The organism is Acuticoccus kandeliae (assembly GCF_003073115.1).
Window position 1 is genome coordinate 966,008 of sequence record NZ_QBBV01000001.1, and the last position, 19,223, is coordinate 985,230.

Consider the following 19,223-nt stretch of genomic DNA (forward strand, 5'->3'; position numbering starts at 1 on the left):
CCGAAAGAGGCTCGATCGTGATCAACGCACTCGTCGTCCTGCTCGGACTGCAACTGATGGGAGAGGTTGTCGTGAACATCACCCACCTGCCGATCCCGGGGCCCGTTCTCGGCGGCGGCGCGCTCGCGGCCTTTCTCGTGGTGCGCGGTAGGGTGGGCGCGGAGCTCTCCTCCACCGCGCACGTCATCCTGCGCAATCTGTCGCTCCTCTTCGTGCCGGCGGCGGTCGGCGTCATCGAATATCGGGACGTGTTCGTCGCCTACGGGCTGCCTTTGGTCGTCACGATCCTGCTCTCGACCATGATGTCGATGGCGGCCGCGGCGCTCGTCTTCCGCTGGGTGCGGGGGCGCGCATGACCGGCGAGGTCTCGCTTCTGTGGGTCTACCTCTCCGAGCGCCCGCTCACCTGGCTCACCGTCACCGTTGCCGCCTATGCGCTGGCGGACTGGGTGGCGCGGGGGATGAAGCGCCATCCGCTCTTCAACCCCGTCGTCCTCGCCGCCCTCATCGTGATGGCGATCCTCACCGTCACGGCAACGCCCTTCGCGGTCTATTTCGAGGGCGCGCAGTTCGTCCACTTCATGCTCGGCCCGGCGACGGTCTCGCTCGCGATCCCGCTCGCGGAGAATTGGGGCACGGTGCGGCGGGCGGCAAAACCCATCGCGGCGGCGCTGGTTGCGGCCTCGCTGACGGCGGTGGGCTCGGCGCTCGCGATCGGCTGGGCGTTCGGCCTGCCGCATGACGTCCTCGTCTCGCTCGCGCCGAAATCGGTGACGACGCCGATCGCCATGGGCATCTCGAGCGCGCTCGGCGGCATACCGGCGCTGACGGCCGTGCTCGTCATCATGACGGGTGTCATCGGCGCGATGACGGTGACGCCGCTCATGAACGCGCTCGGCATGAAGGACATGGCCGCGCGCGGCTTCGCGGCGGGCGTCGCGGCGCACGGAATAGGCACGGCGCGCGCCTTCCAGGTCGATCCGCTGGCCGGCGCGTTCGCGGGGATCGGCATGGCGCTGAACGGCGCCTTCACCGCGCTCCTCGTGCCGCTGCTGCTGATGCTGATGTAGGCGGCGCCCGGTCAGGCGCGCCGGCGCGCGCGGGAGGCCTCAGGCGGCGCGGTTGAGGGCGGCGGCCGCCTTGCAGGCGTCGCGATAATGCTCGGTGAAGACCGGGCCCTGGACGGCGGCGACGCCGATATCGAAGAGGTGGGGCGCGAAGGCGGCGTTCGACACGTTGCGGGCGTGGACCGCGATCCCCTCCTCGCGCAGCGCGGCGATGGAGGCGCGCCAGACGGTGCGCAGGCGGATGTGGCCGATCAGCGTCATCGTCGCCTCGGCGTCGATCGTGACGGTGGAGAAGGCGCCGGACTGGACGCGCTGGTGGGCGGCGATGCCCGGATCCCAATCGCCGAGCGCGACAGGCACGCCGGCGTGGCCGATCGTGTCGGCGAGGGCGCGGACGTTGGACCGGCCGAAGGCGGCGAGCGGGATCTCGAACGACACGCCGTGGCTGGGGAGGGAGGCGGCCGCCATCGCCCCGAGGACACGCGTCGCGGCCTCCGGCACCTCGGCCGTGCCATGCGGCATCCGGATGCGCACGAAGGTACCGCATTCGCGCAGCCGTGCAGCCGCCTCGCAAAGCTGGCGCAGGATGATGGTGAGGAGATCCTCGCCGAGATTGAAGCGCATCGCGGTGCCGAGCATCCGCTCGAAGCTCTGCCCGCCCGCGATGATCTCGTGCCCGATGAGCTTCAGCTTGTCGTCGATGATCGGTTCGGCCCGCAGCGGGAGCGGGCTGTCGCCGAGGAGGGCCTTCACGATGACGAGGTCGTCATGGTCGAGAAGGCTCGGCGAGGCGGAGGTGTGGACCATCGCCGAGCCGCGCGCCACCGACTTCGCGCTGTGGAGCGCCATGTCGGCCTGGCGGTAGACGCGGCCCGGATCGTCGCCCGCCTTGCCGAGCGCGATGCCCGCCGTCAGCCGGGCCTGCAGGTCGACCTCGCCGAGATCGAGGCGCGTCGTGAAGGTGTTGAGGATGCGGTTCGTCGCGTCCTGCGCGGACTGGATCGTGTCCACCCCGTAGAGGATGATGGCGAATTCGTCCCCCGCGAGGCGGCTCACGAAATCGGTCTCGCGGGTGACGCGGTGGAGCTTGTTGCCGACCGCCTTGAGCAGCCGGTCCCCGATCGCGTGACCGAGCGCGTCGTTCACGTCCTTGAAATGGTCCATATCGAGGAGGCAGAGCGCGAAGCCGCCGCTGATCGAGGCGGCCGCGAGTTCGGCGTCGAAGGCGCGCCGGTTGGGAAGGCCGGTCAACGTGTCGTTGAGGGCGAGCGCCAGCGCCTCGTCCCGCGTCACGGACTCGTTCTGTTGCAGTTCGCGAAGCTGGCGGTGGGTGCGGCGCAGCGCGTCCCGCAGCGCCTCCTCGGTCGTCGCGTCCTGCATCGCGACGGCGACGCGCGGGGTCTCGCCCTGGATGGGCATGGTGCGCAGGAGGACCTGCCGGACGCCGCCCTTGCAGGCGACCTCCACCACCTTGTCCATCCCCTCTTCCCCCTGGCGCACCGTGGCGTTGAGGAAGTCGACCGCCGTCGGCTCGATATCGTCCGCGCGGCAGGAGAGGGACGCGCAGAGGCGCTCCAGCGTGACGGGGTTTTCGCTGGCGGGCTCGACGATCCACAGATCGAGGCCCGGTGACGCGTGCTGTCTGGTGAAGCCGACCTCGCCCCTGTCCGCCCTTGAACCCAACGACGCGTCGTCACCAAACATGTGCTACCTCAGCGTGCAGTCGCGGAAGACATCCAAACGAAGCGAGGTCGGAAAATCAACTAGAAATTGTTCTTGCGCCAATTGCGGCGCAATTCAGTCCTCAATCTTACTGTGTCGAAATTATGGCGGAAGTAAACCCGAATGGTGTTCAAATTATGGCAAATTGCCTTAAAGCGGGATCGTATTGTGCTTGCGCCAAGGGTTCTCCAGCGTTTTGCCCTCGAGGAGGCGAAGCGCGCGGGCAATTCTGCGGCGAGTCGAATGAGGCAGGATGACCTCGTCGATGAACCCGCGCTCCGCCGCGACGAAGGGATTTGCAAAACGGCGTTCATATTCCGAGATGCGCTCGGCGAGGCGCGCCGGGTCGTCGCGGTCCGCGCGATAGAGGATCTCCGCCGCCCCCTTCGGGCCCATGACGGCGATCTCGGCTGTCGGCCAGGCATAGTTCACGTCGCCTCTGAGGTGCTTCGATGCCATGACATCGTAGGCGCCGCCGTAGGCCTTGCGTGTGATCAGCGTCACTTTCGGGACGGTTGCCTCGGCATAGGCGAAGAGGAGTTTCGCGCCGTGCTTGATGAGGCCGCCATATTCCTGCGCCGTCCCCGGCAGGAAGCCCGGCACGTCGACGAAGGTGACGAGGGGGATGCCGAACGCGTCGCAGAAGCGCACGAACCGGGCCGCCTTGCGGGAGGCGTCGGAATCGAGGACGCCGGCGAGGGTGAGGGGCTGGTTGGCGACGAAGCCCACCGTCTTCCCCTCGATGCGGCCGAAGGCGGTGATGATGTTCTTCGCGTAGGCGGCCTGGATCTCGAAGAGCTCGCCATCGTCGGCGACCTTTTCGAGCAGCTCCATCATGTCGTAGGGCGCGGTCGCGCTGTCGGGGATCAGCGTGTCGAGGGAGGGCTCGACCCGGTCCCAGGGATCGTCGGTCGGGATCACCGGCGGGGCGGCGACGTTCGATTCGGGCAGGAGGTCGACGAGGCGGCGCACGTCCATGAGGGCGGTGATGTCGTCGTCATACGCGCCGTCGGCGACGCTCGAGCGCGTCGTGTGGACGTCCGCGCCGCCGAGCTCTTCCGAGGTGACGGTCTCGTTCGTCACCGTCTTCACGACGTCGGGGCCGGTCACGAACATGTAGCTCGTCCCGCGCACCATGAAGATGAAGTCGGTCATCGCCGGCGAATAGACGTCGCCGCCTGCGCACGGGCCCATGATGACGGAGATCTGCGGGATGACGCCTGAGGACAGGACGTTGCGCTGGAAGACCTCGCCATAACCGCCGAGCGCGGCGACGCCTTCCTGGATGCGCGCGCCGCCCGCGTCGAAGAGGCCGATGATCGGCGCGCGGTTGCGCAGCGCCATGTCCTGGACCTTCATGATCTTCTCGGCATGGGTCCAGGAGAGCGAGCCGCCGAAGACCGTGAAGTCCTTGGCGAAGACGAAGACGGTGCGCCCGTTGATGGTGCCCCACCCGGTGACGACGCCGTCGCCCGGATATTTCTGCTTCTCCATCCCGAAATCGGTGCAGCGATGCTCGACGAACATGTCGAACTCTTCGAACGAGCCCTCGTCGAGGAGGACGTCGATCCGCTCGCGCGCGGTCAGCTTGCCCCGCTCGTGCTGCGCCTGGATGCGTCGTTCACCGCCGCCGGCGCGCGCTTCTTCACGGCGGCGCTCGAGTTCGATCAGGACGTCCTTCATGGGGGCCTCGCGACTGTTCTCTATTGGCCATGCGTTCTAGAGCAAGGCCGCTGGAACTGTACACTGCCGCGAGGCGTGCGCGCCCTTTTCCTTGCAGGGCGTCGCGTCCGGTCTAGGCCCTGGTGGTGAGCACGAAGGCGGCGGCGGCGGCGTCCCGCTTGCGCGCGGCGCGCCGGGCGGCGGCCTCCGCGTCCTCGCCCCACTCCCTGATGTTCCAGTCCTCGTCGACGTGGGCGGCCGTCCAGGCGTCGTCGAAGGCGAGCTCTCCGGCCGCGATCGCGAGGGCGAGGAGGGCCGAGCCCGTCAGCGTGGTGAGCTGGTGGAGGGCGGCGAGGGGGGCGGGCGCGTCGGGGAGGGACGCGCGCACGGCGTCGGTGAGGCGCTGATCCTGGTTCACCGGCATGATCCCCTCGGCGAGGATGATGCGCACGCCGAAGCGCCGCTCCGCCCCCGCCACGACCGGATCCCAATGGGTGCGCTGGTTCGCGACGAGGCCCGCCGGCGAATCGGCGCGGTAGTAGACGAGGTCGTTGCCGGCGACGGCGACGATGTCCTCCTTCACGGGCCCGGCCGCCTGCGAGACGCCGTCGATCGCGGTGTTGAGGAGGCGCGTCAGCGGCATCGACATCGGCTGGATGGTGTCGCCCTGCGCGTTCCACTCCGCCGCGATCGCCTCGGCGATGGCCGGATGCGCGGCGAGGTGGGCGCGGGCCGGGGTGCGCACGGCGCGCCCGTCGAGGAGGATCCGGGCGCTGCCGTCGGCCGTCAGCTCGGCGCGCGCCTCGCGATAGAAGCGCTTCAGCGGCTCGGGCGGGGCGGGGTTGGCGGAAGGGTCAGACATCGGGGACGAGAGCCTTGATCAGCATCGGAAGGTCGGACATGGCGCGCGCGATCGCCTGGGCGCCTGCCTCCTCGAGGCTCGCCTCCGCGTGATAGCCCCAGGCGACGCCGATCGCTGCGGCCCCGGCGGCGCGCGCCATTTCCATGTCGTAGCTCGTGTCGCCGATGACAACGGTGCGCGGCGCGTCGATCCCCGTCGCCGACAGCGCATGCTGCACCATCACGGGCGAGGGCTTCGAGGGGGCGTCGTCGGCCGTCATCGTCACGCTGAAATGGCCGGAGAGGCCGTGCGCGGCGAGGACGCGGTTGAGGCCGCGGCGCGACTTGCCCGTGACGACGCCAAGGATCGTCGCGGGCTCCGCGCGCAGCAGGTCCAGCGTCTCGTGGGTGCCGGGGAAGGTCGGCTCGTGCTCGGCGTCCTGTGTCGCGGTGTCGCGGTAGGAATCCTTGTAGGCGGTGACGAGCGCGTCGACGGGGGCCTCGGGATGGCGCGCGGCCAGCGTCGCGACGGCGCGCGGCAGCGACAGGCCGATGATGGCGCGCACCTCGGCGTCGCTCGGCGGGGCGAGGGTGTGCGCCACGAACGCGGCCTTCATGGCGGCGACGATGATGGCGGCACTGTCGACGAGCGTGCCGTCGCAGTCGAAGAGGACGAGGCGTGGTTCCATGGGTCTCAGCGGCGCGGCGGGCCGGTGCGCCCGCGCGCGGACGCTGGCGCGCCCGGCCGCCCGCGTCAACCGCGCCCAGCCGCGCGCCCGGCACGCGGGGCGGTCGGGCCGGTGAGGGGCGAACTGTGACCGGCGTCACGTTCCGTGCCGTATAAGATAATGAAAGAACAAGAGAATTCCGAAAGACGCGCGTTGTGATCGGGGTCACGTGCGGGTTCCGAGGGCGTCGCCATCTTCGGTGTGTCGGCGGGAGAGCCGAAGCAGACATCAGAGAGCAGGAGAGACGACCATGAAGAACCAGATCATCGCCGCCACCACCGCGCTCACGATCGCGATGGCCGCCCTCGTCCCGAACGCCGCCTCCGCGGCCCCCTTCAACGGCCTCGCGAAGGCCGAGATCCAGACCGATGCGACCGGCATCGAGCCCGTCGGCAATCGCGGCCGCAACGCGGCGGGCGCCGCCATCATCGGCCTCGGCGCCTTCGCGCTGGGCGCAGCGGTCGCCTCCGGCAACAACAACCGCGGCCATCGCGGCCACGGCCACGGTCACCGCCGCGTCTACCAGCGCGACTGCTACATCGAGAAGGTTCGTGTCTGGAACCCGCGCCGCGGCCACTACGTGATGCACAAGGAGAAGGTCTGCTACTGAGCCGGACCCCGCACCGAGGAGAAAGCGAGCCGCCCAACCGGGTGGCTTTCTTCGTTTCAGGCCGGCTGCGGGGCCGAGGCCTTCACGCGGCGCAGCAACACCGACGAGCGAATCGACGCATTGGGTTCGATCCGGGGAGCGGGCGTGGCCGTGGTCGTGGCCGGGAAATGTCACGCAGCGCACACCAAGCACCTGTTTAAGCGGAAGAATTTCAAAACGTGCCCGCTGTGATGGGGGTCACGTGCGGGTTCTGCGGGCGTCGCCATCTTCGGTGTGTCGGCGGGAGAGCCGAAGCAAACATCAGAGAGCAGGAGACGACCATGAAGAACCAGATCATCGCCGCCACCACCGCGCTCACGATCGCGATGGCCGCCCTCGTCCCGAACGCCGCCTCCGCGGCCCCCTTCAACGGCCTCGCCAAGGCCGAGATCCAGACCGAGGCGACCGGAATCGAAACCGTCGGCAATCGCGGCCGCAACGCAGCGGGCGCCGCCATCATCGGCCTCGGCGCCTTCGCGCTGGGCGCGGCGGTCGCCTCCGGCAACAACAACCGCGGCTACTACGGCGGCCACGGCCACCGCCGCGTTCGTCAGCGCGACTGCTACATCGAGAAGGTTCGTGTCTGGAACCCGCGCCGTGGTCACTACGTGATGCACAAGGAGAAGGTCTGCTACTGAGCCGACCCCGCACCGATGAGAAAGCGAGCCGCCCCACCGGGCGGCTTTCTTCATTTCAGGCCGGCTGCTGGGCCGAGGCCTCGCGCGGCGCAGCGACACCGACGAGCGGATCGAGGCACTGGGTTCGATCCAGCAAGCTTGTGTCGCCGCGGCCGGGAAATGTGATGTGGAGCACATCAAGCGGCTGTTTAAGCAGGAGAATTTCAGAACGCGTCCGTTGTGATGGGGGTCACGTGCGGGTTCTGCGGGCGTCGCCATCTTCGGTGTGTCGGCGGGAGAGCCGAAGCAAGCATCAGAGAGCAGGAGACGACCATGAAGAACCAGATCATCGCCGCCACCACCGCGCTCACGATCGCGATGGCCGCCCTCGTCCCGAACGCCGCCTCCGCAGCCCCCTTCAACGGCCTCGCGAAGGCCGAGATCCAGACCGACGCCACCGGTATCGAGACCGTCGGCAATCGCGGCCGCAACGCAGCGGGCGCCGCCATCATCGGCCTCGGCGCCTTTGCGCTGGGCGCAGCAGTCGCCTCCGGCAACAACCGCGGCTATCGCGGCCACGGCCACGGTCACCGCCGCGTCTACCAGCGCGACTGCTACATCGAGAAGGTTCGCGTCTGGAACCCGCGTCGCGGCCACTACGTGATGCACAAGGAGAAGGTCTGCTACTGAGCCGACCGCACCGATGAGAAAGCGAGCCGCCCCACCGGGCGGCTTTCTTCGTTTCGGTCGGAGCGCCGAGCCTGGCGCGTCATCTCATGGCGGGATGGACCGACGCGATCGCCAGACAAGAGACGAAAGCCTGGCGTTTCCGCGAGGACATGACAGGCTTTAGGCTCCGGCCCCAATCAGGACAGAGCCTGCGCGCCGCCTCGGCTTGCTGTCGCAAGGCGCGTGGCCGCAGGAAACCCAGCCGGTTTTCAAGGCCGCGCAACGCTGCGACGGTAAGCCGAGGTGGCGCCCGAAGGGTTGGTCAGAACCGGCCGATCCGCGGGCGTAAGCCTCGTCGAATATGCCTGGCATGTCCTTCCTCGCCTTCCGCAGCGCGTCTCGACCGGTTCTGACCAACGTAGGCCCTGTCCTGGTTGGGGCCGGAGCCTAATCGCGCGGCCGGTGGTCGATGACGCGCTTTGCCTTGCCGACGGACCGTTCGATCGCGCCGGGGTCGACGACGCGGGTGACGATCGAGATGCCGACCGTGTTCTTCACCGCCGCGCAGAGCCGGTGCGCCGCCGCCTCGCGCGCGCCCGCGTCGAAGAGGTCGGCGCGGCACTCGACATGGACGGTCATCGTGTCGAGCCGGCCCTCGCGGTGCAGCTCGATGAGATAGTGCGGGGCGAGGGCCTCGAGGCGCAGGATCTGCTCTTCGATCTGCGTCGGGAACACGTTCACCCCGCGCAGGATGATCATGTCGTCCGAGCGCCCGGTCACCTTCTCCATGCGCCGCATGGAGCGCGCGGTGCCCGGCATCAGGCGGGTGAGGTCGCCGGTGCGGTAGCGCACGACCGGGAACGCCTCCTTGGTGAGGCTCGTGAAGACGAGCTCGCCGAGCTCCCCGTCGGGAAGGGGCGTGCCCGTCACCGGGTCCACGATCTCGGGATAGAAATGATCCTCCCAGATGTGGAGCCCGTCCTTCGTCTCGACGCACTCGTTCGCGACGCCGGGGCCCATCACCTCGGAGAGGCCGTAGATGTCGACCGCGTGCATGTCGAAGGCGGCCTCGATCTCGCGCCGCATCGCGTTCGTCCACGGCTCGGCGCCGAAGATGCCGACCTTCAGCGAGGTTTCGCGCGGGTCGATGCCGGAGCCGCGAAAATGGTCGAGGATCGCGAGCATGTAGGACGGCGTCACCATGATGATGTCGGGCCGGAAGTCCTGGATGAGCTGGACCTGCCGGTCCGTCATCCCGCCCGAGACGGGGACGACCGTGCAGCCGAGCGCCTCCGCGCCATAGTGCGCGCCGAGCCCGCCGGTGAAGAGGCCGTACCCGTAGGCGATGTGGGCCATGTCGCCCGGCCGCCCGCCCGAGGCGCGGATCGAGCGCGCCATCACGCTCGCCCAGTTGGCGATGTCGGCCTTGGTGTAGCCGACGACGGTCGGCCGCCCCGTCGTGCCCGATGAGGCGTGGATGCGCGCGACCTTCTCGCGCGGCACCGCGAAGAGGCCGAACGGGTAGTTGTCGCGCAGGTCGCTCTTACGGGTGAAGGGGAATCTGGCGAGGTCGTCGAGCGAGGTGAGATCGTCCGGATGGACGCCCGCCGCCTCGAAGCGCGCGCGATAGTGGGGCACGTTCGCGTAGGCGTGGGCGAGGCTCCACTTCAGGCGTTCGACCTGAAGGGCGGCGATCTCGTCCCGGCTCGCGATCTCGATGGGGTCGAGGGTCGAAGGATCGGGGGTGAGGTCCAGCATACGGGTCACGCGTTGGTTGGGTTCGAGGGCTCGTCGAAGAGGGAGCCTGGAATGGTGCGCGAGTGGCCGCGGAACTTGGCGATCACGGTGCCGTCTTGGGTGGTCACCGTGACGTCGGTGATCCCCTGCCGGCCCTCGCGATAATGCTCGATCGCCTCGGCGGTCAGGCGGTCGCCGAGCTTCGCGGGTTTCAGGTAGGTGATGTGGCACTGGTTCGCGACGGCGCGCTGCCCCGTGGAGTTGCAGGCGAAGGCGAAGGCCGAATCGGCGAGGGCGAAGATGAAGCCGCCATGGGCGATGCCGTGCCCGTTCGTCATGTCCTCGCGCAAATTCATGGCGAGGCGGGCGTAGGAATCGCCGACGGACTCGATTTCGATGCCGAGCCCCTGGCTCGCGCGATCCTCGGCCCACATGATTTCGGCGGCGCGGTGGGCGATGTCGCTCATGGCTCTATCCGCGCCCGATGAAGCGCGGCTTGCGCTTCTCGACGAAGGCGGCGACGCCCTCCTGATAGTCCGGATGCTGGCCGGCCTCGCGCTGGAGGTCGCGCTCGTGGTCGAGCTGGGCGTCGAGCGTCGCGCTCTCGCCGAGCGCGAAGGCGCGCTTCATGAGGGAGAGGCCGACGGTGGGGAGCGCGGCGAGGCGTTCGGCGATCTTCATCGCCTCGCCCATCAGTTCGTCGTCGTCATAGACGCGGTAGAGGAGACCCCAGCGCTCGGCGGTGTCCGCGTCGACCTTCTCGGCGAGCATTGCCATCGCGCGCGCCTTGGCGCTGCCGACGAGGCGGGGGAGGGTGAAGGTGCCGCCCGCGTCCGGCACGAGGCCGAGATTGGCGAAGGGTTCGAGGAAGATGGCCGAACGGCCCGCGATCACGATGTCGCATGCGAGGGCGACGTTGAGCCCCGCGCCTGCCGCAACGCCGTTGATCGCGACCACCACCGGCACGGGCAACGCCCGCAGGCGCCGCACCAGCGGATTGTAGAAGCGGTTCAGCGTGTCGCCGAGGTCGAGCTCGAAGGCGCCGCCGGGATTGTGCCGGGCCGAGAGATCCTGGCCGGCGCTGAAGGCGCGCCCGGCGCCGGTGAGGATCATCGCGCGCACGGAGGTGTCGGATTCGGCAAGGCCGATCGCCTCGGCGAGCGCGTGGTGCATGTCCTCGTTGAAGGAATTCAGCTTGTCGGGCCGGTTGAGCGTGACGAGAAGGACCGCGCCACGACGCTCGGTCAGAACAGTGTCCATTTGCCTCCCCAAAAGGCCCCGGATTCTGTGCCGGTTGCCGCTATTTCACGCCCGCTCGCCTGCCCGATATGTGACAGATACCCTTGACGCGTATCGTTTTCCGTAACTTATTGAGGCCACAAACGCGTTGTCAACGCGGTCGGCTCCGCCCGCGTCCGGCGACCAAGCATCGCTTCTAGCGGAGCGAAATGACAAGCGGCCGAAACGGCCGGGAGGGGACGTGAGCGCGCTGTTCGACAAGCATCGCGAGATCCTGGATCGCGCCGTGACGGAGATCCGTGCGCGCGGCTACTGGTCCGCCTATCCTGAGGTTCCGTCGGGCCGCGTCTATGGCGAGACCGCCAAGGACGACGGCGAGAAGGGCTTCCAGGCGCTGCTGAACCGGCCCTTCGAGCTCGACCAGCCGGTCGACGGCGCGCCCGTCGGCAAGGAGGCGAGCCCCTACGGCTTCGATCTCGGCATCACCTATCCGACCGCCTCGCCGACGCGCCTCATCGAGGCGGCGAAGACGGCGGGCCATGCCTGGGCGCGTGTCCCGGTCGAGGAGCGCGTCGGGGTGTGCCTCGAGACGCTCGCCCGCCTCAATGGCGAGAGCTTCCTGATGGCCAACGCCGTCATGAACACGACCGGCCAGTCCTTCATGATGGCCTTCCAGGCCGGCGGCCCGCACGCGCAGGATCGCGGCCTCGAGGCCGTCGCCTACGCCTATGACGCGATGGCGGCGATCCCCGGCGTCGCCGTGCGTTGGGAGAAGCCGCAGGGCAAGAACCCGCCGATCGTCGTCGACAAGACCTTCCGCATCATGCCGCGCGGCGTCGGCCTCGTGATCGGCTGCGCGACCTTCCCGACCTGGAACTCCTATTCGGCGCTGTTCGCGAACCTTGCCACCGGCAACGCGACCATCGTGAAGCCGCACCCGATGGCGATCCTGCCGCTCGCGATCACCGTCAAGATCCTGCGCCAGGTCCTCTCGGAGGCGGGGCACGACCCGAACGTCGTCGTCCTCGCCGCGGACGAGCCGGACCATCCCGTCACGATGGACTATCTGACGAGCGAGGGGATCGACCTCATCGACTTCACGGGATCGGCGGCCTTCGGCGCGGTGGTGCGCAGCCACGCGCGCGGCCGCCCGGTCTTCACCGAAGAGGCCGGCGTCAATCCGGTCGTCGTTACCGGCACGGATTCCTTCCGAGGCCTCACCGGCAATGTCGCCATGAGCCTCTCGCTCTATTCGGGCCAGATGTGCACCGCGCCGCAGTCGATCTTCGTGCCCGCCGAGGGCATCGAAACCGATGACGGCCGCAAGAGCCCCGACGATGTCGCCGCCGGCATCGCGAAGGCGCTCGACAAGATCCTCGGCGACCACGACCGCGCGATGGCGATCCTCGGCGCCGTGCAGAACCCGGCGACGCTGACGCGCGTCGCGGAGGCGGCCAAGCACGGGCGCCTCGTTCGGGCGAGCACGCCCGTCGAGGGGGAGACGGTCGCGCGCACCGCGACGCCCGCCGTGATCGCGGTCGACGCCGCGGACGAGGTGTGGCGCGAGGAGTGCTTCGGCCCCATCGCCTTCGTCGTCACGGTGAAGGACGCGCACGAGGCGATCCGCCTCGCCGCGAGCACGGTCGCCGAGAAGGGGGCGATCACCGCCTCCCTCTACGCCACCGACGAGGCGCTGATCGACGAGGCGGCCGACGCGTTCGGCCGCGCCGGGGCGCCGCTCTCGGTCAACCTGACGGGCCAGCTTCTCGTCAACCAGTCCGCCGCCTTCTCGGACTATCACGTCACCGGGCTGAACCCGTCCGGGACGGCGACGCTTGCCGACGCCGCTTTCGTCGCAAACCGCTTTTCGGTCGCGACCGTGCGCCGGCCGGTGGCGGCATGACATGACATAATCAAATTCGTGGGGTGAGCCGCGCCAAGACGGCCCCCCTTTTTTCGGGAGGAAATCGATGAAACACCTCGTGCTCACGGCCTTGGCCGCGATCGGCTTCGCGCTCCCTGCGGCGGCGCAGTCGGGCGATCCGATCAAGATCGGCGCGGTCCTGTCCGTCTCCGGCCCCGCCTCCTTCCTCGGCGACCCCGAGAAGAAGACGCTCGAAATCTATGTCGACCAGATCAACGAGGCGGGCGGCGTGCTCGGCCGCCCGCTTGAGCTCGTCGTCTACGACTCGGCCGGCGACGCCAACCAGGCGCGCACCTTCGCGACCCGCCTCGTGGAGGATGACGAGATCGTCGCACTCGTCGGCGGCTCGACCACCGGCACCACCATGGCGATGGCGCCGATCTTCGACGAGTACGAGATCCCCTTCATCTCGCTCGCCGGCGCGGTGGTGATCATCGACCCGGTGCAGCCCTTCCTCTTCAAGACCCCGCACACCGACAAGATGGCGTGCGAGAAGATCTTCGAGGACATCCAGAAGCGCGGCATGTCGAAGGTCGGCATGATCTCGGGCACCGGCGGCTTCGGCAAGTCGATGCGCGAGCAGTGCCTCGCCGTCGCTGGCAATTACGGGATCGAGATCGTGGCCGACGAGAGCTACGGGCCGAAGGATTCCGACATGACGCCCCAGCTCACCAACATCAAGAACACGGCGGGCCTCGAGGCGATCGTCAATCCGGGCTTCGGCCAGGGGCCGGCGATCGTGACGCGCAACGTCAAGCAGCTCGGCATCGAGGTGCCCTTCTATCAGAGCCACGGCGTCGCCTCGAAGTCGTTCATCGAGCTCGCGGGGGATGCGGCCGAGGGCGTGCGCCTGCCGGCCTCCGCCCTCCTCGTCGCCGAGCGCCTGCCGGACGACGACCCGCAGAAGGAGGTCGTGGTGAACTACAAATCGACCTACGAGGAATCGACGGGCGAGCCGGTCTCCACCTTCGGCGGCCATGCCTATGATGGGCTGATGCTGGTGGTCGACGCGATCAAGCGGGCAAACTCCGCCGAGCCCGTGGCGATCCGCGACGCGCTCGAGCAGACGAAGGACTTCATGGGCACGGCCGGCGTCGTGAACATGAGCGCGGAAGACCACATGGGTCTCGACCTCAGCGCGTTCCGTATGCTGGAAATCCGTAACGGCGACTGGACGCTCGTCGAATAACGGAACCGGCACCGGGAGGGGGTCTCGATGAAGATCATGATCATGGGCGCGGGAGCGGTCGGCGGCTATTTCGGCGCGCGCCTCGCGGCCTCGGGCGAGGATGTGACCTTCATCGCCCGCGGCGCCCACCTCGACGCGATGCGCACCAACGGGCTCCGTATCGAGAGCCCGAACGGTGACCTCACGGTTCCGGTCAAGGCGACCGACGACCCGGCCGAGGCCGGCACCGCCGACCTCATCCTCTTCCTGGTGAAGCTCTACGATACCGACATCGGGATCGAGGCGATCCGGCCCGCCGTCGGCGAGCACACCGTCGTCGCCTCCTTCCAGAACGGCGTCAGCGCGCGCGAGGCGCTGACGGCGGCCTTCGGCGCGCGGCGGACCGCGGGCGGCACCGCCTATATCGCCGCCGACGTGCGCGAGCCGGGCGTCATCCGCCATTCGGCCGCCTTCGCCCGCCTCGTCTTCGGCCCTTACGAGGACACCGACCGGGCGCCCCTCGATGCCTTCGCCAAGGCGATGGAGAAGGCGGGGGCGAGCTACGAGCTCGTCGACGACATCTCCCGGCGCGTCTGGGAGAAGTTCGTCTTCCTGTCGGCCTTCTCCGCGATCACCTCGCTGACGCGCCTGCCGATCGGCCCGATCCTCGCCGACCCGCTCTCGCGCGAGCTCTTCACCGACGCGATCTCCGAGTCGCTCGCGGTCGCGAAGGTGCATGAGCCGACCGTCTCGCAAGACCTCATCGAGGCGAACCTCAACATGGTCTCGAACGCGAGCCCGCGGATGCGCTCCTCGATGCTCGACGACCTGACGCGGGGCAAGCGGCTCGAACTCCCCTTCCTCTCCGGCAAGGTCGTCGAGCTCGGCGCCGCGGCGGGCATCCCGACGCCGGTCCATCGCGCCGCCTATGCCGCGCTCAGCCCCTGGCGGGACGGCCCTCCGAGCATTCCCTGATGGCCGAGCTCCTGCAGTTTGCCTTCTCCGGCCTCACGGTGGGCGCGGTCTACGCGCTCGTCGCGCTCGGCTTCACGCTGATCTACAACGCCTCGGGCGTGATCAATTTCGCGCAGGGCGAGTTCGTGATGCTCGGCGGGATGACGACCGTCTTCCTCGCCGCCCTCGGCGTGCCGCTGCCGCTGGCGGCCGTCGCGGCGATCGCGATCGCGGTCCTCGTCGGCCTGCTCCTCTGGGCGCTCGCCATCGAGCCCGCGCGCGGCGCGACGCCGGTGACGCTCATCATCATCACCATCGGCGCCTCGATCTTCCTGCGCGGCCTCGCCCAGATCGTGTTCGACAAGCAGTTCCACTCGCTGCCGCCGATCTCCGGCGACACGCCGCTGCGCATCGGCGGCGCGGCCGTCCTGCCGCAGACCTTCTGGGTGCTCGGCGGCGGCGTCACGGTGGTGGTGCTCCTGTGGCTCTTTCTGGAGCGCACGCTCCTCGGCAAGGCCGTGCTCGCCACCGCCGCGAACCGCCTCGCCGCACGCCTCGTCGGCATCGACACCGCGCTCGTCGTCGGCCTCTCCTTCGGCGTCTCGGCCGCGATCGGCGCGTTCGCCGGCGTTCTCATCACCCCGATCACGCTGACAAGCTACGATATCGGCACGCTCCTCGCCCTGAAGGGCTTCGCCGCGGCGATGCTCGGCGGGATGGGCAATCCGGTGGGCGCGGTGGTCGGCGGGCTCCTCGTTGGCCTCATCGAGGCGTTCGGGGCGGGCCTCATCTCCTCCGACTACAAGGACGCCTTCGCCTTCATCGTGATCCTCGCCGTCCTCTTCTTCATGCCGGCCGGCCTCTTCGGGCGCCGCGCGGTCGAGCGCGTCTGACGATGGCGCAGCGCTTCGCCACGCCCCTCATCCTGGCGCTCGCGATCATCGCGGTCTGGTTTCTCGCCGACTCGAACTTCGTCCTGCGCGTCGCGACGCTCGTCTTCATCTCCGCCTTCGCGGCGATCGGGCTCAACATTCTCGTCGGCGACGCGGGCCAGGTGAGCCTCGGCCACGCGGGCTTTCTCGGCATCGGCGCCTACGCGGTGGCGGTCGGCCCCGCGAGCCTCGGCCTCCACCCGCTCCTCGCGCTCCTCGCCGGGGTCCTCATCGCCGGGATCCTCGCGATGGCGATCGGGCGGCCGGTCCTGCGCCTGCGCGGTCACGCGCTCGCGGTCGCGACGCTCGGCTTCGGCATCCTCATCGCGATGGTGATCAACAACGAGGCGTGGCTGACGGGCGGGCCGGACGGGATGCGCGTCGCGCGGCTCGAGATCTTCGGCATGCGCGTGCGCGGCAGCGACACCTGGTACTGGATCGCCGCAATCATCCTCCTCCTCGGCGCGATCGTCGCCAAATCGCTGAAGGCGAGCCCGACGGGCCGCGCGCTGCGGGCGGTCCACGATTCCGAGGTCGCCGCGATGGTCGCCGGCATCGACGTCGCGAAATACAAGAACACCGCCTTCGTGATCTCCGCGGTCTATGCCGCGATCGCGGGCGGGCTCCTTGCCCTCTATGACGGCTTCGTCACGCCCGACATGGCGGGCTTCCTCACCTCGATCGAGCTCATCACCATGGTCGTTCTCGGCGGGATGGGCTCCGTGCTCGGCGCAGTCGTCGGCGCGACGATCCTGACGGCGCTCCCCCAGCTTCTCACCGCCTTCGCCGAATATGAGCACATGGCGCTCGGCCTCATCATGATGGTGGTGATGATCGCGCTGCGGGCCGGCATCGTGCCGAGCCTTGCCGCGCTCGCGCGCGGGTTCGGGAGGAAGGCGCGATGACGAGCCTTTCGGTCGACGAGCTCGGCATCGATTTCGGCGGCGTGCGCGCCGTGGACGGCGTGTCCTTCAGCGCGCCGGACGCGGGCGTCACCGCCATCATCGGTCCGAACGGGGCGGGCAAGACGACGCTCTTCAACATGATCTCCGGCATCTATCGCCCGGCGCGCGGCACGGTCCGCCTCTTCGGCGAGGACGTGACCGGGGAGCCGCCCTTCCGCCTCGCCGAGCTCGGCCTCTCGCGCACGTTCCAGAACCTCCAGATCTTCTTCCAGATGACGGCGCTGGAGAATGTGATGGTCGGCAATCATCTCGGCGAAAGCCACAACGTGCTGCGCCATCTCCTGCCGCTGCCATCGGCGTTCCGGGAGGATTGGCGGGCGCGCGAGGCGGCGCGGACCGAACTTGCCCATGTGGGCCTTGAGGGGATCGCGAAGCGCGTCGCGGGCAGCCTCTCCTATGGCGAGTTGAAGCGGCTCGAGATCGCGCGCGCCCTCGCCGCGAAGCCCCGCATCCTCCTCCTCGACGAGCCGGCGGCCGGCTGCAACGCGGTCGAGACGGAGGCGCTCTCCGCCCTCATCCGCCGCCTTGCGGGGGAGGGGCTCTCGATCGTCCTCGTCGAGCACGACATGGCGATGGTGATGAGCCTTGCCGACCGCGTCATCGTCCTCGATCAGGGCCGCCTCATCGCCGACGGGCCGCCCGAGGCGGTGCGCAGCGACCCGTCGGTGCGGGCCGCCTATCTCGGAGCGGAGGTCTGATGCTCGCTGTCGAAGACCTCTCCGCCGCCTATGGCCGCATCGAGGTGCTCCATGGCGTCTCGCTGAAGGTCGATCCGGGCGAGATCGTCGCGATCGTCGGCGCGAACGGGGCTGGCAAGACGACGCTGATGAAGACGATCGCCGGCGTGCACCCCGCCGGCGGCGGCCGCATCCGCCTCGACGGGGAGGACGTGACGCGCCTTCCCGCCCACAAGCGCGTCGGGCGCGGCCTCTCGCTGGTGCCGGAGGGGCGGCAGGTCTTCGCCCCGCTTTCGGTCGCCGACAATCTCGCCCTCGGCGCCTTCCGCTCCGAAGGTGACGTCGCGGCGGACCGCGCGGCGATGGAGGCGCTCTTTCCGATCCTCGCCGAACGGCGCGCGCAGACGGCGGGCGGCCTCTCCGGCGGACAGCAGCAGATGCTGGCCATTGCGCGGGCCATGATGGCCCGTCCGCGCCTCCTCCTTCTCGACGAGCCGTCGATGGGTTTGGCACCGATCGTCATCAAGGATATATTCCGGGCGCTTGCCGAGCGGCATCGCAGCTCAGGGTTGACCGTTCTGATCGTGGAGCAGAATGTTGCAGCCGCGTTGTCGCTGGCGGACCGGGGCTATGTGCTCGAGACGGGCCGCCTGGTCGCGGAGGGCCGATCGGAGGATCTCCTGGCCGACCCGGCGATCCAGCGCGCCTATCTCGGCGGCTAGCACCGGGCTAGGCAAGCGTGGCAGCGTGGTGTAGCGCCTGCCGTCGGGTCTCGCCGGCGGCGGGAAGTTTGATTGGGTACGGGAACGGCGATGAGTGGTGCGCAGATCGTCTCGTTCGAAGATGTCATGCGCGCGCGCGCCGCGGACTCCAGTCACGTCATCGACGAGGCCGAGCTGCGCGCGCGGCAGAAGACGATTCCCCTCAAGGACTGCCACGCCGCCTTTGAAAATCTGACATTCGAGATCCGCACCAAGAAGCGCCGGATCCCCATCTTCCACGACCTGTCGGCCACCTTCCCGAAGGGGCGCAAGATCGTGGTGCTCGGCCACAAAGGCTCGGGCAAGTCGACGCTGTTCACCCTCCTCCTGCAGCAGGCGCCGCCGACGCGGGGCGAGGTGCACGTGAACTCGCGCCTTTCATGGCCCATTCATCTGATGACGTTCATGGAACCGCGTCTATCGGTGCGGCAGAACGCGATTTTCTTCGCGCGCATCCTGGGCGTCGACCCGGCGGGGCTGATCCACTCGATCCAGTCCTTCTGCGGCCTCAGTCACCGCGCCATGGAAGACTCGGTGAAGTCTTTGCCGACGATCATGCGTCGGCGCATGGGTATCATCGTTGCGCTCGCAGCCAATTTCGATTGTCTGTTAATCGATTCGCCCTTCCGGGCATCCGGATTTGGCTTGAAGGGCGATCAAGGTGCGAAGTTTGAAGAGCTGATATTAAGTTACGATTATATCATTTCCGTTTCGTCTGCTAAGCAGATACCGCCTAACGCAGACTTGGCGTATTTGTTGTACAATGGTCATCTGTACCATTTCGACGATGTTGCGTTGGCCGCCTCGGTCTTTGGTTCACTCCCGGTCCCGGTTGGGGCCGACGCCGGACGGCAGCAGCAAGCCGATGATGATGCCGAGGATGACGAGGTTCGCGAAGAGGTTTACTAGCGCG

The 19,223-nt window shown here is 68.5% G+C and carries 20 protein-coding genes; 13 read left to right on the plus strand and 7 right to left on the minus strand.

Annotation, left to right across the window (positions count from 1 at the left end):
* Positions 1-17 precede the first annotated feature (17 nt).
* A complete protein-coding gene (locus tag DBV35_RS04420) occupies positions 18-356 on the plus strand; it encodes a CidA/LrgA family protein (RefSeq protein WP_108659006.1) in 339 nt (112 codons plus the stop codon).
* Entirely contained in the window at positions 353-1,069 is a 717-nt protein-coding gene (locus DBV35_RS04425; protein ID WP_108659007.1) for an LrgB family protein, read from the plus strand. The genes DBV35_RS04420 and DBV35_RS04425 overlap by 4 nt, the downstream gene beginning before the upstream one ends.
* Before the next feature lie 39 nt (positions 1,070-1,108).
* Here DBV35_RS04425 and DBV35_RS04430 read toward each other — a convergent pair whose 3' ends face one another.
* From DBV35_RS04430 to DBV35_RS04445, 4 genes are all read right to left on the minus strand, one after another.
* Entirely contained in the window at positions 1,109-2,749 is a 1,641-nt protein-coding gene (locus DBV35_RS04430; protein ID WP_170134871.1) for a GGDEF domain-containing protein, read from the minus strand.
* A gap of 189 nt (positions 2,750-2,938) precedes the next feature.
* Positions 2,939-4,471 (minus strand): acyl-CoA carboxylase subunit beta, encoded by a 1,533-nt coding sequence (locus DBV35_RS04435; protein ID WP_108659009.1) that lies wholly within the window; start codon positions 4,469-4,471, stop codon positions 2,939-2,941.
* Between the two features lie 112 nt (positions 4,472-4,583).
* Entirely contained in the window at positions 4,584-5,312 is a 729-nt protein-coding gene (locus DBV35_RS04440; RefSeq protein WP_108659010.1) for an ATP12 family protein, read from the minus strand.
* Entirely contained in the window at positions 5,305-5,979 is a 675-nt protein-coding gene (locus DBV35_RS04445) for an HAD-IA family hydrolase (protein WP_108659011.1), read from the minus strand. The genes DBV35_RS04440 and DBV35_RS04445 overlap by 8 nt, the downstream gene beginning before the upstream one ends.
* Positions 5,980-6,268: 289 nt before the next feature.
* On the opposite strand from DBV35_RS04445, the gene DBV35_RS04450 reads away from it, so the two are divergent.
* The 3 genes from DBV35_RS04450 to DBV35_RS04460 all read left to right on the plus strand — a co-directional run bounded on the left by DBV35_RS04450 (position 6,269) and on the right by DBV35_RS04460 (position 7,974).
* Entirely contained in the window at positions 6,269-6,628 is a 360-nt protein-coding gene (locus tag DBV35_RS04450; protein ID WP_108659012.1) for a hypothetical protein, read from the plus strand.
* A gap of 320 nt (positions 6,629-6,948) precedes the next feature.
* Complete coding sequence (locus DBV35_RS04455; protein WP_108659013.1) at positions 6,949-7,305, plus strand: hypothetical protein; 357 nt, start codon at positions 6,949-6,951, stop codon at positions 7,303-7,305.
* 312 nt (positions 7,306-7,617) lie between these two features.
* Positions 7,618-7,974, plus strand: coding sequence for a hypothetical protein (locus DBV35_RS04460; RefSeq protein ID WP_108659014.1), 357 nt, complete (start codon positions 7,618-7,620; stop codon positions 7,972-7,974).
* A gap of 426 nt (positions 7,975-8,400) precedes the next feature.
* Here the strand turns inward: DBV35_RS04460 and paaK are convergent, their stop codons facing one another.
* The 3 genes from paaK to paaG are packed head-to-tail and all read right to left on the minus strand — an operon-like array spanning position 8,401 to position 10,950.
* Positions 8,401-9,711 (minus strand): phenylacetate--CoA ligase PaaK, encoded by a 1,311-nt coding sequence (paaK, locus tag DBV35_RS04465; protein ID WP_108659015.1) that lies wholly within the window; start codon positions 9,709-9,711, stop codon positions 8,401-8,403.
* A gap of 5 nt (positions 9,712-9,716) precedes the next feature.
* On the minus strand, positions 9,717-10,157 hold the full coding sequence (gene paaI, locus DBV35_RS04470) for a hydroxyphenylacetyl-CoA thioesterase PaaI (protein WP_205648464.1): 441 nt from the start codon (positions 10,155-10,157) through the stop codon (positions 9,717-9,719).
* Positions 10,158-10,161: 4 nt separating this feature from the next.
* Positions 10,162-10,950 carry a 2-(1,2-epoxy-1,2-dihydrophenyl)acetyl-CoA isomerase PaaG gene (gene paaG / locus DBV35_RS04475; protein ID WP_108659016.1) on the minus strand — a complete coding sequence of 263 codons (789 nt, stop codon included), beginning with the start codon at positions 10,948-10,950 and terminating at the stop codon, positions 10,162-10,164.
* 220 nt (positions 10,951-11,170) lie between these two features.
* Here paaG and paaN point away from each other — a divergent pair, with 220 nt between their 5' ends.
* The 8 genes from paaN to DBV35_RS04515 all read left to right on the plus strand — a co-directional run bounded on the left by paaN (position 11,171) and on the right by DBV35_RS04515 (position 19,219).
* Positions 11,171-12,832: a phenylacetic acid degradation protein PaaN gene (gene paaN / locus DBV35_RS04480; RefSeq protein WP_108659017.1), complete on the plus strand. Its 1,662-nt coding sequence runs from the start codon at positions 11,171-11,173 to the stop codon at positions 12,830-12,832.
* Between the two features lie 67 nt (positions 12,833-12,899).
* Complete coding sequence (locus tag DBV35_RS04485; RefSeq protein ID WP_108659018.1) at positions 12,900-14,042, plus strand: ABC transporter substrate-binding protein; 1,143 nt, start codon at positions 12,900-12,902, stop codon at positions 14,040-14,042.
* A gap of 27 nt (positions 14,043-14,069) precedes the next feature.
* Positions 14,070-14,996, plus strand: a complete 927-nt coding sequence (locus tag DBV35_RS04490; RefSeq protein WP_108659019.1) for a ketopantoate reductase family protein — start codon at positions 14,070-14,072, stop codon at positions 14,994-14,996.
* Positions 14,996-15,868: a branched-chain amino acid ABC transporter permease gene (locus tag DBV35_RS04495; RefSeq protein ID WP_108659020.1), complete on the plus strand. Its 873-nt coding sequence runs from the start codon at positions 14,996-14,998 to the stop codon at positions 15,866-15,868. Before DBV35_RS04490 ends, DBV35_RS04495 begins: the two co-directional genes overlap by 1 nt.
* Positions 15,869-15,870: 2 nt before the next feature.
* The gene (locus tag DBV35_RS04500) at positions 15,871-16,812 is read left to right on the plus strand and encodes a branched-chain amino acid ABC transporter permease (protein ID WP_108659021.1); all 942 of its coding nucleotides are present in this window, start codon (positions 15,871-15,873) and stop codon (positions 16,810-16,812) included.
* Positions 16,809-17,570 (plus strand): ABC transporter ATP-binding protein, encoded by a 762-nt coding sequence (locus tag DBV35_RS04505; RefSeq protein ID WP_108659022.1) that lies wholly within the window; start codon positions 16,809-16,811, stop codon positions 17,568-17,570. The genes DBV35_RS04500 and DBV35_RS04505 overlap by 4 nt, the downstream gene beginning before the upstream one ends.
* Positions 17,570-18,271 carry an ABC transporter ATP-binding protein gene (locus DBV35_RS04510; RefSeq protein WP_108659023.1) on the plus strand — a complete coding sequence of 234 codons (702 nt, stop codon included), beginning with the start codon at positions 17,570-17,572 and terminating at the stop codon, positions 18,269-18,271. The genes DBV35_RS04505 and DBV35_RS04510 overlap by 1 nt, the downstream gene beginning before the upstream one ends.
* A gap of 90 nt (positions 18,272-18,361) precedes the next feature.
* Positions 18,362-19,219 (plus strand): ATP-binding cassette domain-containing protein, encoded by an 858-nt coding sequence (locus DBV35_RS04515; protein WP_108659024.1) that lies wholly within the window; start codon positions 18,362-18,364, stop codon positions 19,217-19,219.
* Positions 19,220-19,223: the final 4 nt, after the last annotated feature.